Source organism: Rhodococcus sp. WS1 (assembly GCF_003797745.1).
Lineage (GTDB): Bacteria > Actinomycetota > Actinomycetes > Mycobacteriales > Mycobacteriaceae > Rhodococcus_F > Rhodococcus_F erythropolis.
Genome location: NZ_RKLZ01000002.1, coordinates 1,899,970 through 1,917,435, shown reverse-complemented (window position 1 = coordinate 1,917,435; position 17,466 = coordinate 1,899,970). Strand labels below are relative to the sequence as shown.

The 17,466-nt window shown below is 62.2% G+C and carries 16 protein-coding genes; 7 read left to right on the top strand and 9 right to left on the bottom strand.

Annotation, left to right across the window (positions count from 1 at the left end):
• Position 1 precedes the first annotated feature (1 nt).
• A complete protein-coding gene (locus tag EEB12_RS21730; RefSeq protein WP_019745045.1) occupies positions 2–730 on the top strand; it encodes an aspartate/glutamate racemase family protein in 729 nt (242 codons plus the stop codon).
• On the opposite strand, the gene EEB12_RS21725 is transcribed toward EEB12_RS21730, so the two are convergent.
• Both EEB12_RS21725 and EEB12_RS21720 read right to left on the bottom strand, forming a co-directional pair.
• On the bottom strand, positions 697–1,872 hold the full coding sequence (locus tag EEB12_RS21725; protein WP_070385611.1) for an MFS transporter: 1,176 nt from the start codon (positions 1,870–1,872) through the stop codon (positions 697–699). The genes EEB12_RS21730 and EEB12_RS21725 overlap by 34 nt on opposite strands.
• Positions 1,873–1,971: 99 nt before the next feature.
• Positions 1,972–2,283 (bottom strand): ArsR/SmtB family transcription factor, encoded by a 312-nt coding sequence (locus tag EEB12_RS21720; protein ID WP_021345375.1) that lies wholly within the window; start codon positions 2,281–2,283, stop codon positions 1,972–1,974.
• A 339-nt stretch (positions 2,284–2,622) separates the two neighbouring features.
• Between EEB12_RS21720 and EEB12_RS21715 the strand changes: the two genes are divergently transcribed.
• Together EEB12_RS21715 and EEB12_RS21710 are read left to right on the top strand one after the other, a co-directional pair.
• Positions 2,623–3,873 (top strand): MCE family protein, encoded by a 1,251-nt coding sequence (locus tag EEB12_RS21715; protein WP_020908890.1) that lies wholly within the window; start codon positions 2,623–2,625, stop codon positions 3,871–3,873.
• A gap of 46 nt (positions 3,874–3,919) precedes the next feature.
• Positions 3,920–4,696: a class I SAM-dependent methyltransferase gene (locus EEB12_RS21710; RefSeq protein ID WP_141488486.1), complete on the top strand. Its 777-nt coding sequence runs from the start codon at positions 3,920–3,922 to the stop codon at positions 4,694–4,696.
• Positions 4,697–4,703: 7 nt separating this feature from the next.
• Here EEB12_RS21710 and puuE read toward each other — a convergent pair whose 3' ends face one another.
• From puuE to EEB12_RS21690, 4 genes are all read right to left on the bottom strand, one after another.
• The gene (gene puuE / locus EEB12_RS21705) at positions 4,704–5,633 is read right to left on the bottom strand and encodes an allantoinase PuuE (RefSeq protein ID WP_141488485.1); all 930 of its coding nucleotides are present in this window, start codon (positions 5,631–5,633) and stop codon (positions 4,704–4,706) included.
• 16 nt (positions 5,634–5,649) lie between these two features.
• The gene (gene alc, locus EEB12_RS21700; protein ID WP_141488484.1) at positions 5,650–6,636 is read right to left on the bottom strand and encodes an allantoicase; all 987 of its coding nucleotides are present in this window, start codon (positions 6,634–6,636) and stop codon (positions 5,650–5,652) included.
• Positions 6,637–6,639: 3 nt separating this feature from the next.
• Entirely contained in the window at positions 6,640–7,884 is a 1,245-nt protein-coding gene (locus EEB12_RS21695) for a DUF6986 family protein (RefSeq protein ID WP_070385740.1), read from the bottom strand.
• Positions 7,885–7,946: 62 nt separating this feature from the next.
• On the bottom strand, positions 7,947–9,974 hold the full coding sequence (locus EEB12_RS21690; protein ID WP_070385741.1) for a CocE/NonD family hydrolase: 2,028 nt from the start codon (positions 9,972–9,974) through the stop codon (positions 7,947–7,949).
• Between the two features lie 140 nt (positions 9,975–10,114).
• On the opposite strand from EEB12_RS21690, the gene EEB12_RS21685 reads away from it, so the two are divergent.
• From EEB12_RS21685 to EEB12_RS21675, 3 genes are all read left to right on the top strand, one after another.
• Entirely contained in the window at positions 10,115–11,038 is a 924-nt protein-coding gene (locus tag EEB12_RS21685; protein ID WP_141488483.1) for a pseudouridine synthase, read from the top strand.
• Between the two features lie 75 nt (positions 11,039–11,113).
• The gene (locus tag EEB12_RS21680) at positions 11,114–12,649 is read left to right on the top strand and encodes a CYTH and CHAD domain-containing protein (RefSeq protein WP_019745055.1); all 1,536 of its coding nucleotides are present in this window, start codon (positions 11,114–11,116) and stop codon (positions 12,647–12,649) included.
• 48 nt (positions 12,650–12,697) lie between these two features.
• Positions 12,698–13,588 carry a universal stress protein gene (locus tag EEB12_RS21675; protein WP_019745056.1) on the top strand — a complete coding sequence of 297 codons (891 nt, stop codon included), beginning with the start codon at positions 12,698–12,700 and terminating at the stop codon, positions 13,586–13,588.
• 54 nt (positions 13,589–13,642) lie between these two features.
• Here the strand turns inward: EEB12_RS21675 and EEB12_RS21670 are convergent, their stop codons facing one another.
• Positions 13,643–14,383 (bottom strand): VIT family protein, encoded by a 741-nt coding sequence (locus EEB12_RS21670; protein ID WP_019745057.1) that lies wholly within the window; start codon positions 14,381–14,383, stop codon positions 13,643–13,645.
• A gap of 130 nt (positions 14,384–14,513) precedes the next feature.
• On the opposite strand from EEB12_RS21670, the gene EEB12_RS21665 reads away from it, so the two are divergent.
• Positions 14,514–15,272: an SDR family NAD(P)-dependent oxidoreductase gene (locus EEB12_RS21665; RefSeq protein ID WP_021332128.1), complete on the top strand. Its 759-nt coding sequence runs from the start codon at positions 14,514–14,516 to the stop codon at positions 15,270–15,272.
• Positions 15,273–15,275: 3 nt separating this feature from the next.
• On the opposite strand, the gene EEB12_RS21660 is transcribed toward EEB12_RS21665, so the two are convergent.
• The gene (locus tag EEB12_RS21660) at positions 15,276–15,908 is read right to left on the bottom strand and encodes a TetR family transcriptional regulator (protein ID WP_019745059.1); all 633 of its coding nucleotides are present in this window, start codon (positions 15,906–15,908) and stop codon (positions 15,276–15,278) included.
• A 114-nt stretch (positions 15,909–16,022) separates the two neighbouring features.
• On the bottom strand, positions 16,023–17,399 hold the full coding sequence (ftsW, locus tag EEB12_RS21655; protein WP_141488716.1) for a putative lipid II flippase FtsW: 1,377 nt from the start codon (positions 17,397–17,399) through the stop codon (positions 16,023–16,025).
• Positions 17,400–17,466 lie beyond the last annotated feature (67 nt).

Here is a 17,466-nt window from a genome sequence, read left to right as displayed (position 1 = left end):
CATGAGAATCAAGGTGATCAACCCCAACACCACGTGGGCGATGACCGCCAAGATCGAGGAATGTGCCCGGGCCGTCGCGGGCTCGGGCACATTCGTCGAGGCCGTCAGCCCTGCGATGGGTCCCGCGTCGATCGAAAGCCACTACGACGAAGCTCTCAGCATCCCCGGAATCCTGGCCGAGATCGCCGCCGGAGAAAAGAACGAAGTCGACGGCTACGTCATTGCTTGCTTCGGTGACCCAGGCCTAGATGCAGCCAGAGAGCTGGCCAAGGGCCCCGTCGTAGCTGTCGCCGAAGCGGCAATGAATTACGCAAGTTTCCTGGGACGCGGATTCAGCATCGTGACCACCCTCGGTCGAACCCGCGGCCGCGCAGCCGATCTGGTGGACCGGTACGGCATGCAGGCTCGGTGCCGGGGTATCCACTCCTGCGAGATTCCGGTTCTGGAACTCGATCGTGATCCCGACGCGCGAAAGGTGATCTTGGAAGCCTGTTTCGACGCATTGGAGCAAGACGACTCGGACGTCCTCGTGCTGGGTTGCGCCGGCATGGCGGACCTGTGCCAGGACTTGTCCGACGAACTCGGTGTCCCGGTAGTCGACGGCGTTGCCGCTGGGGTCACGATGGTTCAATCGTTGGTCACCCTCGGACTGTCGACCAGTGCGCGCGGCGAGTTCACACGGCCACTGCCCAAAATCTACACCGGCACACTGACACCGTTCTCGCTGTGAACGTGCCCGAGCGAGAGTCGAGCACCGATCGTCACCAGTGCCAGGACCGAGAACAATACTCCGGCCCAGACTAATTGGCGGGTTTCGAAATGCGCGAGAAACAGTCCACCGACCGCAGTTCCGAGCGTGATCCCCAAGTTGGAGAACGAGATGAAAAGGCTGTTGCCGAATTCAGGCGCGTCGACTGCGTCTCGCCCCATCCAACTCTGCGAAACCACCAGACCACCGGAATGCACTACACCCCAAACCAACACGGCTACAACCATCGCACCGAAGTACGGGCCTGCCAGATAGAGCATCACGTAGACGACGATGTACATCAAGGGAAAAGCCACAACCGTGCGCACCACACTCTTGGCGAGCACCGCCCCGAAGACGAAGTTGCCGAAGATCATCACGACACCGAAAGCCAAGAGCATCGCGCTGATCCACGATCCGCTCATGCCCGTCACTCCGCCGAGGTATTCGGCGAAGTATCCGTACACCGAGAACATGGCTGCGAAGACGAAGGTGACGGAAAGGATGGTCAACCACACGCGCGGCCGGCGAAGGATCCCGACCTGTGCGCCGTACGACAGGCGTTGTGTCACCGGAGCCGAGGGCAGAAGTACGACAATCCCGAGAAACGCGAGAACATTGACCACGGCACCGAAAACGAAAGCCGTGGACACCGAGAAGTTCTCGGCCAGATACGACGTCAGCGGTACACCGAATGCGAATCCTACTGTGACACCCGCAAATACTTTCGTCACAGCTGCAGTTGCTTCCTCCGGTGGCACCAGTCGAACTGCACTCGCGAGTGCGAGCGCGAAGAAGACCGGGTGAACCACGGCGGGAATGATCCGAAATACAAACATCACCTCGAAACTCGACGTGCTCGCGTACACCATGTTGGAGACCGCAAAGACTGCAATCGCCACCAACAGAACGGTTTTCCTGTTGATTCCCGAGGTGATCAGCGTCGTGAACGGACCGGTCACCGCCACGACGAGCGCAAACACACCGACCAACCATCCGGCAGTGGACGCGGTGATACCGAACTTTTCGCTGACCTGAGGCAGAACCCCGATAATGCCCATCTCCGTAGTGATGATTCCGAATACACCCAACGCCAGAACCGGTATCAACAATTTCGACTTCACGACACACTCCTTACTACTACGCCACACAAGACAGATAGATATCTAGATATATAGATATGTTTGATTGAGCAAAACCGGCCGACGAGGGCAATCCGACCGCTACAGCTTTTCGCGAACGAATTCCCTGAACTCGCCGATCACGGTTTCGTTTCGTCGGTAGTACGTCCACTTCCCGATGCGCTCGGACTCGAGCAGACCCACATCTTTCATGCCCTGCAGGTACCCCGAGATCACCGACTGGGCAAGTCCCGATCGCCCCTGAATGTCACCGACACAGACTCCGATGTGAAACCCGAGATCCTGTTGCGTGTACGAGTCCTCGTCGAAATACTTCGCCGGATGCGCGAGCCACTCCAAGATCTGCAGACGAGTCGGGTTGGACAGCGCCTTGAAGATCGCCAAAGCATCCATGGACCGCACCCCTTCTCCTCGCCAACCGGAACGCATCTACTTTTATGGATATGTTTGGCGAAGTCAAGCCCGATTCGGACGCAAAGCTACGTACGTCACATCGACGCATTTGAAGTGAGCTGTGCCACTTACGTTTCGACGACCTGCGGAAATCTCAGCGCCGACTTTCTATCTGTGACGACTTGTTTATAGTTATCGCCAACAACGAATTGCCGGAAGTTTCCGGTTCGCCCGAGAATGCTCGCGGGTGAACACAATTCGCTCAACACCAGCCGTACCCGGCTAGTCATTCGGGAGTCGAACCATGAACACACCGCATCAGTTCAGGGCCGTCCCCACATGGTGATGTCGAAGCTCGCCAAGTGGCAGCTGGTCGCACTCGTCGTGGTTGCGCTCCTGGGTTTGATCTATGTCGGAGCGAAATACGTACGGCTGGACAATCTTCTGGGATTCGGCCAATACACGGTCAAAACCGAACTGGCGACGTCCGGTGGCATCTTCACCAACGCCGAAGTGACCTATCGGGGTGTACCCGTCGGACGCGTCGGCGACATGTCGCTCACGTCCGACGGAATCGAAGTCGACCTGTTGATCGACAGCAGTGCTCCACAGATTCCCGCATCCGCGCGAGCCGTGGTGGCCAATCGCTCAGCCATCGGTGAGCAGTACGTCGACCTTCAGCCCGATACCGACCAGGGCCCGTTCCTCGAAGACGGCTCGGTGATCGCCGTGGGCGACACCACCACGCCGATCCCCATCGAGAACGTCTTGACCAGCGCCAACGGTCTGGTGCACTCCGTTCCGGTCGACGCACTCCACACCGTCGCGAAGGAACTCGGCGCGGCATTCAACGGCAAGGGCGAAGATCTGCAAGTCCTTGCCGACTCGCTGTCGGGGATTTCCCAGTCGGGCCTCGACACCCTTCCCCAGACCCTCGGACTGATCCGCGACAGCCAGACGGTACTCACGACCCAGTCCGATCAATCGTCGGCGATCAAGCAGTTCAGCACCGACCTCGACGCACTGACTGCGCAATTGCGCACCAGCGACCCCGACATCCGACGCGTGATCGACAACGGCATACCGGCCAGCGAACAAGTCGGCTCTCTCGTCACCGAAGCCGGCCCCGCGCTCACGACCAACCTCTCCAACCTCTCCGCCGTTGCAGCGGCAGCCGCCCCGACACTGCCCTCGCTGCAGCCCTTCCTGCTCTTCCTGCCTGCCCTCGCCGGGGCGGCGCCCACCGTTGCACCGGGAGACGGCACGGTACATCTGGGCTTGGTACTCGAGACCAACAACCCGCTCTCGTGCACCGTCGGTTACGAAGGGACCATGGCGATCCTCGACGAGATGAAGCGCAAGGACCCGAACTTCGACGACACGACGCAGAACTTCCCGTTGAACACTGCCGCCAACTGCCAGGCACCCCAGGGCAGCGAAACGGGAGTTCGGAGCGCCAACCGCATCGCGTTCGCCGACCCGAACACCTCGCAACCGTGGGACAGCAAGCCCAAGGTGGACCCGGACAAGCTCAACCTGAACCCGATTGCCACACAACTCGCACCGATGCTCGGTGCGACCCCGAAGTAGCCGTAAACAACTGGCACCGTCGACGCTCCGCGACGATGATGATGTGATGTCGCAAGGAACGCCTGAGAGGACGTCACGAAGTTTCGAGGAACTTGTCGCCGAAGCCGAATCCGCCTCCGTCGACGGGTGGGACTTCGCGTGGCTCGACGGGCGCGCCACGGAGCAGCGTCCGTCGTGGGGGTATCAGAGGTTGATGGGTGAACGTCTCGGTGGCGCCGGCGCTGCGCTGGACATCCAGACCGGCGGCGGCGAAGTCCTCGCCGCTGCACCGGCACTCCCGCCGGTGATGGCGGCAACCAAATCCTGGCCACCGAACGTAACCAAGGCCACCGCCCTTCTGCGTCCCCGAGGTGTGGTGGTGGTCGCGGATCCGGACGAGCCACCGCTACCGTTTGCCGATTCGGCTTTCGATCTGGTGACCAGTCGACACCCTGCGACGGTGTGGTGGGCCGAGATCGCTCGGGTACTCGAACCGGGAGGAACGTACTTCGCTCAACATGTGGGTCACGCCAGCGTGTTCGAACTCGTCGAGTTCTTCCTCGGTCCTCAGCCGCAGGCTCGTCGCGGACGGCACTACGAGGACGAAAGCGCCGACGCGATTGCGGCCGGGCTCACCGTCGTCGACCTTCGTTTCGAGCGACTGCGCATGGAATTCTTCGATATCGGCGCCGTTGTCTACTTCTTACGCAAGGTGATCTGGATGGTTCCGGGATTCACCGTCGCGCAGTATCTGGACCGGCTCCGGGAACTCGATCAGCAGATCCGTCGCGACGGATCTTTTGTCGCGTACTCGAGTCGATTTCTGATCGAGGCGCGCAAATAGCCCCGCATTACGCGGGGTGAATGGTCTTCCAGTGCTCGGCGATGTCGATTCGCCGAGAGATCCAGACCTTTTCGTGTGACTGCACATGGTCCAGGAAACGCTCGAGGGCGGCAGCTCGGGCAGGGCGGCCGACTATGCGGCAGTGCAACCCGACGGAGAGCATCTTCGGTGATCCGGCCGTTCCCTCCGCATACAGCACGTCGAAGGCGTCACGTAGGTGCGCAAAGAACTGATCGCCGCTGGGAAATCCTGCTGGAGAGGCGAAACGCATGTCGTTGGTATCGAGCGTGTACGGAACGACGAGATGGTTCACCGACTCTGTGCCACGCGGAACGTCTACCCAGTACGGCAGATCGTCGGCGTACGAATCGGAGTCGTAGACGAAGCCGCCGTGCTCGACCACCAATTCGCGAGTGTTCGGTGAATCGCGTCCGGTATACCAACCGAGAGGCGCCGAACCCGTCAGATCTTGCAGAATCTGGACTGCCTCGGCCATGTCGGCGCGTTCACGCTCGATGTCCACGGATTGGTAAGACTTCCAACGTAATCCGTGACACGCGATCTCGTGACCCAACTCCTGAAAAGCACTGACTGCTTCCGGGTTACGCTGCATTGCCCGCGCCACCGCAAAGACCGTGAGAGGCAGGTTTCGCCGCTCGAAGGTCCGCAGGACACGCCACAACCCGGCCCGGGAGCCGTACTCGTACAGCGATTCCATGCTCATGTGTCGATTCGGAAATGCCTCCGCCGGAGTCATTTCCGACAGAAAAGTCTCCGAAGCCGCGTCCCCGTCGAGGACGTTGTTCTCGGCTCCCTCTTCGTAGTTGAGTACGAACTGAACCGCTATCCGCGCGTCGCCGGGCCAGTGCGGATGCGGCGGATGAGGGCCGTACCCCACCATGTCCCGGGGATAGTCGTCGCGCGGATAGTCGCTCATGGCAACAACTTTACCGTCAGCGCCCGGAGCTCACAGCGCGAGCAGCGTCGGTGAGTACGCCGAACACTCTCAGCCGCGCCAGGCCACCGTCCGGGAAGATGTCCAGACGAACATCGGTGACCGGAACTTCGGAATCGATCGGAAAGCGATGGCGCGTGTCCGGACGCAGCGTCGTACGCGGCAACAGTTCGAACCACTCCCCTTCCGGAGTTCGGCCGGTCAGAGCGCCCTCACCTGGACTGTTTCCGAGGAAGTACGAGGTGTCGATCTCGACGAAACTCAACACGCCTTCACCCGCGAGTTGTACTTGCACCCAGTCGTTTCCGTCGTCGCGGCGCCTGGCGGTCTCCCACCCGTCCCCCATCGAAGCAGCGCGTCCGGGGAACAGAATGTTCTGCGGTGAGCTGTAGAACATGTTGGAGCAATCGGTCACGCGGCCACCGTTTTCGAGTGCTGCGAGGTCCAACGGCCCGGCATCGAGGAAACGCGGGTCTGGCCGTGCTTCACCGTGAACACGGAATCTCGCAACGCCGCCGTCCGGATAAATGGTCAGCTTGACGTGCGTCCATCGATCCTCCGAAACCACCGAGAACGGATTCTCCGAGTCACCGTGCACGGTCGAGCGTTCGACGATGGTTGTCCACTCGCCGGATCCGGCCAGGTCGACGGGATCCGGATACCCGTCGACGGAGATTGCTTCCACCGAGATCTCGGGCGGGTAATTGCCCTTGAACCACGCGGTGTCGACCACGACGCCTCGCACCACTCCAGGAACACCGAGGCGCACGATCGCCTCGTCATGACCTGCCACACGGCGACGACGCGTCTCCCAACCGTCGTACACCTGCCCCTTGTGTCCGAACGTCGCCGGCTGGTATCCGGCTTTACCTGGTCGGATCAGGGCCTCGCGCTCGGCGAATGCCTCGTCGTTCGCCCAGATGACGGCTCCGCCGAGGGTGCGCAGTGCCAGGTCGGGCAGCAAGGTGAATTCGGTGGTGCTCATCGGTCAGTGTTCTCCTGTGATCGGTGTGGTGCGTCCTACGAGGTGGTGGAGTGCGTTGGTGTCCGCGCTCGGGGCGAGCCGGAGAACTTCGGATTCTGGATAAGCCCCCGCGTCGAGCCCACGCAGTACCACCGCTGCCAGCGCCTGGGCAGTTGCAGGTTCGTCCATCACGTCGCCACCTTGGCGCCCCAGGTACGACTGGATGCGCGGGGCAGCGGCGCCGAGCGCATTGCGGTAGAAGCCGAACGTGGCGAGCCAGCGGGTGACCAGATGCCCGGGGTGCATGTCCCACCCCTGGTAGTAACCGCGTTCCAGGGACCGCGTGACGAGGCGGTGGTGCCGAGTGATCGCGTCGCGGATCGCCGTGGCGCTCCCGACGGGCGCGACCTGAGTTGACCCGTCGCACACCCAGACGCCGGTCTGCGCGGCAGCAACCAACATGAGAGCCTTTGCGTGGTCTGCCACCGGATGTTCGAGCGACTGATGACGCGATGCAATTCCGCAAGCCGCACTGTAATCGTAAGTGCCGTAATGCAAACCGGTCAGACGGCCGGCACCGCGATGGATGGCCTGAGCAACTGCCACAGTTCCGTCGGCAGCGATGACCGCCTGCGGGCTCTCGATCTGCAGCTCGAACCGAAGCGACCCGGTCTCGAGTCCGTGCGCCTTCTCCAGTTCTTCGCAGAGCACCACCGTCGCCGTGACCTGCTCCACCGCGCGCAGTTTGGGAACGGTGAAGACAAATCCGTCCGGCACTCCGCCGGCCGCGTCGAGCACAAGCTCGAGCGTCCTGATCGAGCGTCGACGCTCACCGGCCGGCAGCCCTTTGAACCTGATGCCGCCCCAGTTCGGCCCGGCAGGATCAGCGCTCAACGCTGCAAGTGTCCGCCCGGCCGACGTCGCTGCTGCGTCTTCTTCTTCGTCGCTGCGGCGTCCGTACCCGTCCTCGAAATCGATCCGAAAGTCTTGGACCGGCTTGCGGCCGAGTTGAACTCGCACAGCTGCGAGCGCATTCTCCGTGTCGAGATCGGCGAACACATGCGCATGGGAATCGAGCAGCGCGATCGCCTGCTCACCCCAGAGACGAGGGGTGTCGACGGTTGCATCCGCGGCACTGACGTAAATCGTGTGCACGGGCTGGATCTCGTCACGGTTTCCCGGGTACTGGGCCGCGAGCCGCTCGTCCACCGGATCCAGAAGTCCGTCCAGACGATCGTGGACGGCGGCGGAGAGTCGGGATTCTGTCATCGGACGATCTTCGCAGAACGTCCGCGAGCCCGCAGGTTCTCACGCCGCCGATCCAGTCCGGGTCAGCGACCCCCGACGAACGGAACGTTGACGAAGCTCGGCCTATCCGCAGCCAATTCGATGTGCTGCGGCTTCAGTTGGCTGTCGGCAAGCATCGGCCCGAGCGCCAGGTATCGCGGCACGCTGGCAGCGTAGACGTCGACGCGGAGCCGGTGACCGGGTTGTAGCACTGCGTCCGTCGGGAGCATGTTGATGTCGACGGCGGTGACCTCACCGGGAACCACCGGCTGACGCGTGTCGATCGTCAGATAGTGGTGCGGTTCACTGTAGTCACCGTTGGCCGAGCGAGTGCTCTTGGAATCGTCGACCGCCCGGAGCGACGCAGTCAGAGCGCCGTTCGTGATCGGTGTCGATGTTCCGTCCGGCGCTACGTCGTTGACCGTCGCTGCCCAGAATCCGTCCGTCGCGTCCAGGACTGTCTCGAGGTGGACGTTGATCGGGCCCGAGAGTGAGGTCGGCTCCGTGACTGCCTCACCGGTGAACGTCAGACCCTCCGCTTCCTGGAATCGGGAATCCTTGGAACACGACGCACCGAGCACCACGGAGATCCCGGCAGTGCCCTGAGTTCCGTCACCGGAGCAGAAGCCTCGCAGTCCGGGTGCGACTGTCAATCGCGCTGCGGCACTGGGCTGGTCACTGGTCAGTGAACCGTCGTAGGCCGCGTGTGCGGCAGTTCCGCTGGGCGCGGAGTTCAGATACATACGTTCGTACGTCGCGCCCGCTCGCGGGAACTGATCATCCGTGATCCATCCGCCACCTTGCTGGAACATCGTCACCGGACCGTATCGCTCGATTCCGTTGTCGATGCCCTTGAGCCACTTGTCGAACCACGCGCGTTCGAGTGCGTCGAGGCGAGGCGGCGCACCGTCCTTGCCGAATCCTCCACCGGGAGTGACGTGATAGCCGTTGCCCATGATCAACTGCTTCTGCCCGGCCGGCAGATCGATTCCGTTGTAGATCCGCGGCTCGCTGTTGGCGAAGATGTCGTGCCAACCGCCGTAGACCATCGTCGGAACAGTGATGTTGCCGACGTCAGCGGATCGGTCCTGATAGAACTGACCGTCCTGTGCGACTTGCAGAGTCGACGGTGACACGTCCTCGATTCTCTGGGCCGTCATCGCTTGTACCAGTTCAGGAATCAGGGTACCGGGATCCTCGAGGCGGCTCGCTAACCACAGTGGATCGAAGTTGCCTTGCAGGATGTCCTGAACGTTCGGAATGAGTTTGAGCCCGTTGACCGCGGTCAGCCACAACGGCATGAACCCGACTCCGAGTCCGCCACCGGTTCCGACGATGTCGCGTAGCAGATCGTTGCCTGGTTCGACCGGGAAGATTGCCTTCAACGCAGGCGGATTGTTACTCGCGGCCTGTACGGAGTTGATCGCGGAGTACGAGATTCCGGCCATCCCCACCTTGCCGTCGGACCACCCCTGCTTGCTCATCCAATCGATGACTTCGACCGAATCCTGTTGCTCGCGCTTGCCGAGCACGTCCCAATTACCTTGGGAGAAGCCGGTTCCACGAGCGTCGACCACTACCTGCGTGTATCCGTTCTGGACCAGATCACGGTTGACGCCGAGAACCCTGGCGCCTCCGCCGGCAATGACGCCCGTCAACTCCGAGACTCCGTCGAACGGCGCCGCGAGGTCGAGCGAGTTCGCCACGTCCATCAACGTCTCACCCACCTGCGGGATCGACAGAGCTGAATCCACCAACGTGTCCAGCAGTTTCGTGTACGGAGTTATGTTGAGAACCGAAGGCGCCTTCGATTCCACAGCGCGCCCGGACGCATCCGCCGGTCGGTACACATTTGCCTGCAGAACCGTGCCGTCACTCATCGTGATGGGTACGTCCCACTCGACGGAGACGCCCGGATACTGCGGCGCAGCCTCCGTGGCCGCGAGCCAGGCCTGTCCGTCCGACCCTCCCGTCGGATCCGCGGAAGCGACGGCGCTCGGCACCGTCAATCCCACGACGCACAGCCCCACCGCAATCGTTGTCGACCTTCGACGTAGAAGTCGTGTCCTCACGAAAACCCCAATTTTCTGTTGTGATGACCCAGCCCTGCCCCCACGACAGTGACCGGCGTCACGAACTTACCGGATAGTAACTTCCGTCCCATATGTCGTCAATAGGTCTCGATGCCGCCCGGACGGCTAGCTTTGAAGATGTGTCACGATCTCCCCTTCCCGTCCGCGACGGCCTGAACCCGAGTCGCATCCGTCAGCCAGACGACGGCATGTGGGCGACGACGCTCGACTATCTGCTCGAACGGTTTCCCCAGGACGCCGTCCGCCTACGGGAGAAAGTCGCAGCCGGGGAGGTCGTCGACGAGAAGGGCGTCGCGATCACCGAGGCGAGCGCTTTCGCTCCCCGGCGTTTCGTCTACCTGTACCGCGACGCTCCGGTCGAAGCGCGGGTGCCGTTCGAGATCGACATCCTCTACCGGGACGAAAACATCCTGGTCGTGGACAAGCCGCACTTTCTCGCGAGCACGCCCCGCGGGCGGTACATCGCCGAATCGGCCTTGGTGCGGTTGCGTCGGGATCTCGATCTGCCGGAGTTGAGTCCAGCGCATCGCCTCGACCGCGTCACGGCAGGACTGCTGCTGTTCACCGTGCATCAGGCGGCCCGGCGCGGCTATCAGACCATGTTCGCCGAGCGCCGCGTCACCAAGGAATACGAGGCCATCGCGCGTTACGACGCGCAGGTGAGCACTCCCGTGGTCGTGCGCAGTCGCATCGTGAAAGAACGCGGCGTGCTCAAGGCCGCGGAGATCGAGGGCGAACCCAACAGCGAGTCGCGGATCGAACTGATCGAGACGCGAGACGGCTTCGCGCGGTACCGGTTGATTCCCCATACCGGCAAGACCCATCAACTTCGCCTGCACATGACCTCGCTCGGGCTACCGATCCACGGCGACAACTTCTATCCCGACTTCTACGACGTTGCCGCAGAGGATTATTCGAACCCGCTGCGCCTGCTGTCGAAGGTTCTCGAGTTCGAGGATCCCACGACCGGCCGGCTGCAACGGTTCGAAAGTCGGCGGACACTGTCCTGGCCGGACGAATCAGGCCGTGGCGACTCGCCGTAGGGACCCCGGACCCTTCCACTGCGCCTCCGATACCGGGAGGATGGAAGCGCAGACCGCACCGCAAGAGGAGACCAGATGAGCAAGACCGCCGTCGTACCCGAAGCCGTACGGGAGATCGAGCGCAAGTACGAGGCGCCGGCCGAGCAGGAAGTTCCCGCGCTGGGTGGACTTCCCGGTGTCGTCGGCGAACCGGTCCACGACTCGATACAGCTCTCTGCCACCTACTTCGACACCGCCGACTACCGGTTACTCGCCGAGAAGATCACGCTGCGCAAGCGTGAGGGCGGCGACGACGCGGGGTGGCACATGAAACTTCCCGCAGGCGAGGACACTAGAACCGAAATCCAGCTTCCCCCGGACGAGAGCACCGATGTGCCCTCGCCGCTGGCGAGTCTGATCCGGGCGGTCATCCGCGGTCACGATCTGGTGCCGGTCGCCCTGATCATCACCGATCGGGAGCGCACCAGACTCAACGGCGAAAACGGTGTTCTGCTTGCCGAAGTGGTCTCCGACACCGTCATCGCCTGCAAGGCAGACGGTTCCGGTGAGTCGACGTGGCAGGAAGTCGAGGTCGAACAAGGCGCAGGCGGGCAGGCCCTGGCCGATGCAATCGAGTCGGTTCTACTGGACGCGGGGCTCGAGCGTTCTGCGAGTCCGTCCAAACTCAAACGAGCACTGGGCACTTCGGTCACTCCATACGTCGGCCACGAGGTAACCACTGGCAAAGCGTCGAATCCGCGAATTCTGTTGCGTAATTACCTCATCGAACAACTGCGCGCACTGGTCGCCGCGGATCTCGGCACGCGCCGCGCCGACGACGAAGCCGTTCACGACTTCCGGGTCGCAGCACGTCGTATCCGCAGCGCTCTACAGTCGTACGCCGGTCACTCCCCCAAGACCGACGATCTCATCACGGATCTTCGGTGGATCGGTGGAAAGTTCGGTGACGCCCGCGACGTCGAGGTCCAGTGGGAGCGTCTCGTGGAACGACTCGGTGAAATCGACGAGATGCCCGAGCGAGAAGCAGTGCGCGCTCGAATCGACGAGTACTTCTCGGCCCGCGGTGAAACCGCGCAGGAAACCGCCCTCGAAGCGCTCGATTCCGAGCGCTACACCACACTGCTCGATCGACTCGACGAGTACGTCGGCGACCTCGAATTCGACACTGCCGCCCACCGTGTAGGAAAAAAGGCGTCGGCACGAGAGCTGGCGCATACCCTGCGCCATCTAGCTCACAAGGTCGGTAAGCGAGTCGATCACGTCTTCGATGCCGATACCCGCACCGAGCGTGACGAGCGAATGCACCGCGCACGCAAGGGCGCCAAGCGGATGAAGTACGCGATCGAGGTCATGGAACCGGTGTCGAAGAGCCGGGCCAAGCGCGCCTTGAAGCATTTCAGCCACTTCCAGGATGTTCTCGGCGAGCATCAGGATTCCGTTGTAGCCCAACATCACCTGCTCGAAATTGCTGCGGAGCAGGAGCACACCTCGCTCACCAGTTTCGGATTGGGCATGGCCTACCGACGAGAACTGGAAATCGCCGACGGGCAATCAACACTGCTCCGCAAGACGTGGAAGGAAGCCGTCAAATCAGCGTCGTCACTCTGGTGACCAGGCTGCAACCAGTCGACCGATCTCGATCATTTCAGAGGAGTAGACATGAACACACTTGCAGGACACCAGGACGTCGTCGCCGGTATCGACGGATCCGAGGCCTCGACGGCGGCGGCCCGGTGGGCAGCCTCGGTCGCGAACGCGGTGAACTCACGACTGATTCTGGCGCATGCCCTGCCGCAGGAGGGCCCGATCTACAGTCCCGCTGCAGTGATGTTGCAGTCGCAGTTCCTCAGCCAGATCCGCGAAGACGGCGAAGCGATCATCGATGCCGCCGCCGCGGTGATTTCAGCTGAATTCCCGGAACTGACCATCGAATCCGAGATCGCACCGGGCCCGGCGTCGACGCACATCCTCGAATCCTCGGGTACCGCACGCCTGATCGTGATGGGGTCGACCGGATCCGGTGCACTGCGCTCGCGGCTGCTCGGATCGACCGCACTGAAGGTGGCAAATCACGCAACCTGTCCGGTCACCGTCTGGCGTGGTTCGGCGGAGAATCCCGGTCCGGATCAACGTCCCGTCATCGTCGGAGTCGACGGAAGTGCGTTGAGCAAGAAGGCCGTCGAGTACGCGTTTCGTTATGCCGATCAGTTCGACGCGCCGCTTATCGCGGTCCACACCTGGCAGGGCTCGTCCACCTTCCGCGAAGGCGGAGCGGGAATCCTCATCGACTGGGAGGCCGTCGAGCAGGAGGAATCAGCACTGCTGGCAGAGAACCTGGCCGGCATGGCCGATCAGTACCCGGACGTGCCGGTCACCCGCATCAGTGAACCCGGCGCCGCCGCCCCCGTCATGCTCAAGTACGCCGACGATGCGCAGTTGATAGTTGTCGGAAGCCACGGCCGCAGTGCGATGGCCGCCGCCGTGATGGGCTCGACCAGCCAGAATCTGCTGCACCATGCGCCAGGGCCGGTCATGATCTGTCGCGCCTGAATTGCTGTGCGCCTTTATTAACCCCCCGCGGTTAATAAAGGCGCACAGCAGGGGTCAGGCGAGGCCCGTCCCCACCAGCTGACCTACTCCGTACGTCACAGCCATCGCGAGCGCGCCGCCGATCACCACTCTCAGCACCGCTCTGGTCTTGCGGGCTCCGCCGAGCGTCGCGCTGATCGTCCCCGTCAGTGCAAGTGCGATCAGCACTGCAAAGAAGGCGATGGGGACGCGGATACCCGTCGGCGGCAACAGAATTGCGACCAACGGGATCGCCGCACCGATCGTGAACGAGATTGCCGACGAAATCGCCGCATGCCATGGATTGGTGAGATCGTCCGGGTCGATACCCAATTCGACTTCGACGTGTGCCGCAAAAGCATCGTGCTCGGTCAATTCTTCGGCGACGCGGCGGGCCGTCTCCGGACTCAATCCCTTGTTCTCGTAGATCTCGGTCAGTTCCTGGAGTTCCGCCTCCGGTGTCTCGAGGAGTTCCTTCTTCTCCTTCTGCAGGAGTGCGCGTTCGGTGTCTCGCTGAGCGCTGACCGAGACGTACTCACCCAACGCCATGGACACAGCGCCGGCAACCAGGCCAGCGAAACCGGCCGTGAAGATCGCGGAGCGCTCGGTTGTGGCTGCCGCAACACCGACCACGAGGCCTGCGGTCGAGACGATTCCGTCGTTTGCCCCCAGAACACCTGCACGCAGCCAATTCAGGCGATTGTTCAAACTCGGTGCGTGAGGTTCCGATTCCCCACCGGGCGCCCCGTCGGTCAACTGCACACTGTCTCCGGACATGGCAACAGATTAGGACGATCAGTCCGGTTGCGATAGCAATCTGAGCCTGTCCTTCGCGTACTGATATATTCCCAGACAGAACCCAACCAAGCATTTGCTAGGTTATGAACGGCACACCTCTGGAGGCATTGTGAGCGCAGCACGCACCGCTTTTGTCAGCGGCGGAACCGGTGGAATCGGGTCGGCGATCGCCCTTACTCTCGCCGAACGCGGGCACGACGTCGCCTTCACCTACCGAAACAACAAGGACGCTGCCGAGCAACTGAGCGAGCAGATTCGAGCGCATGGCGTGCTCGTCCACTCGTATTCTCTCGACTTGACCGACGAGCTGTCGATCAGCGCCGCCGTCCGCGATGCGGTCAGTGATCTGGGCGCATTGACGACCCTCGTCCACGCTGCGGGACCGCACGTCCCGATGACGCACCTCTCACGCGTGACGCCGGCGTTCTTCACCGAACAACTGAACCAGGAAGCCGCGGCATTCTTCACACTCGTCCACACCGCCCTGCCTGCGCTGCGTGCATCTTCGGGTTCGGTGGTAGCGGTGACAACCGCGGCAACGGATCGTTTTCCCGTGCGCGACGGACTCTCCGCAGGCACCAAAGGGGCTGTCGAACAACTTGTTCGCGGATTCGCCGCAGAGGAAGGACGCTACGGCGTTCGGTTCAACGCGGTAGGACCAGGCATGTTGACGGACGGAATGGCGGAGCGACTGATCAACTCCGCCGAACTCGACCAGAGCGCACTCGACGTGACGATGAGCCGAATTCCGTTGAAGCGCTTCGGATCAGCTGCCGACATCGCCGAAGCAGTATGTTTCCTCGCAAGCGACGCGGCCGGATTCATCAGCGGTCAAAAGCTCAACGTCGACGGCGGCTACACCGTCTGAGCGCTATCCACCCAACTTGCGAAAGACCAGTCGCACGGCAAGTTCGAGGTGCGCCATCACCTCGTCCGTCGTCATCCGGCCGGCAACCCACGAGACCAGACTCGACATCCAGACGTCGTCGATGACCTTCACCGCATCCATCTGCTGTTGCGAGACTTCCTCGACGCCGATCGCCTTCGCGAACATCTCGGTCACGACCCCACCGAGCGCGTTGAGTTCCGGAGTCGCCGACGCGTCCGCGAACATGTACGCCCGAACCAACGCTTCGTAACGGAGGTGATCGGTCTCGAGGACCTCCGTATTCTTGCGCAGCACAAACAGAATCCGGTCCGACGGAGTCTCGCCCGGGATTACAAAGTCCTGGAATCTGTCACGCAAACCCTCGAACATCCACAACAATGCGACGACGAGCATGTGGTTCTTGGACGGGAAATACCGGTAAACAGTGCCGATCGCGACGCCGGCGCGATCGGCGACCGATCGCATCTGCACCGCGTCGTAGCCGCCTTCGGAGGCGGATTCCATTGCGGCGTCGACAATCCGGCGAAAACGCGCTCGTTGCGACGGCGTCGTACGACGTCCGGTCACCGAGCTACGTTCGACCACCGACTGGTCTGCCTTGTCGCCACCTGCCATGTCCACAACCCTAATTAGACGTCGTTTTGCCGACTCCCAATGTAGCCGCCCAACGCAATCGTCGGGTGCATGACTGCCCGCTTCCGAGCTGGCCGCCAGTAGGGCTGGCCGAGATCAGGAAGCGCGCCGCGGCCGATCGGATCGGCCGCGTCTACGCGGATCTTCCGACCAGTCGCGCGACGGTGCGCGTCGGCCCGGCGCTTGAGTCCGGCGCCTGTCGGGTTGCGGCGCCCGTCGCTCCAGTCGGCGTTGACCAGTAGGGGCCGGCTGGGCGCGGCGAGCAGGCGGCCGACGTCGGTCAGTCTGTGGCTTCTTGGCAATGCCGAACCGAGGCTTGCCGAAGACCAGCGGAATCCAACCGCGACCGCTGCTCTCGGCCGAGGCGACAGCCTCGGGCTCACGGAAGGCTGCGTGCGCGATGAGCCCGAACATCAGCAAGGTGGTGATCATCGACGTTCCGCCCGCCGAGATGAGCGGTAGTTGCAGACCTGTCACCGGAATCAGGCCAACGACGTAGGCGATGTTGATGAACGCCTGCACGACGATCAACGTCGTTGCTGTCGCCGTCATGACCTTGAGGAACGGATCGGTCGACCGCTTCGCGATTCGCAGTCCGACGATCAGAACCGCGGCGAAGAGAGCAACGACGATCAGCGCACCGACCAGACCCAACTCTTCACCGATCACGGCAAAAATGAAGTCGTTGTGCGCCTGCGGGAGGTAACTCCATTTGGCGTCGGACTGCCCCAGACCGCGACCGAAGATGCCACCGTTCGCCAATGCGTACTTGGCCTGAGTGCTCTGGAAGTTCAAGCCTTGCGGGTCGAGATCAGGATTGAGGAAAGCCTTGATGCGATCCGAGCGGTAACCAGCAGTAAGCCCGAGCACGAGAAATGCGACTGCGGAACCGAGCGTGAGGCTGATGAACGTCTTCATCCGGAACAGCCCGAACCACAGCACCGACATGAAGATGATGCCGATGGTGATCGTGGTTCCGAGGTCCTTCTCCAACACCACCAGAACCAGAACCAGCAGCGTCGTACCGCCGATCACCGGCAGCGCACGGTTGACATCCATCCGCGCGTTCATGAACGACGCAACCGTCGCCGCGGACCAGATCGCCAGAGCAAGTTTGGCCAGCTCCGACGGCTGGAAGGAAATACCCGCGATCACAAACCAGCTGCGAGCACCCATCTGTTCCGAGCCGATACCTGGAATCAGCACCAGGACAAGCAGAACAAGACACAGGATCAGTAGCCATGGTGAGGCTCTACGCATCGTTTCGGTCGGCAACCGCACGACCGCCACGAACATCACCAAACCGATCGCTGCGAACATGCACTGCGGCCAGAAGCGGGCGTAGGACGTCCCGGACAGAACATAGGATTCGACGCCCGAAGACGACAGCACCATCAGCAGTCCGAACGCCACGATCAGCACGACCAGACCGACGATCATATGGAAATCGAACAGTGGCCGATTCGTCCACATCGCCGTTCGAGCGCGGAAGGGTGTCGATGTGCGGTCACGTTTGTCCGACGATCCACGGGGTGAGTTA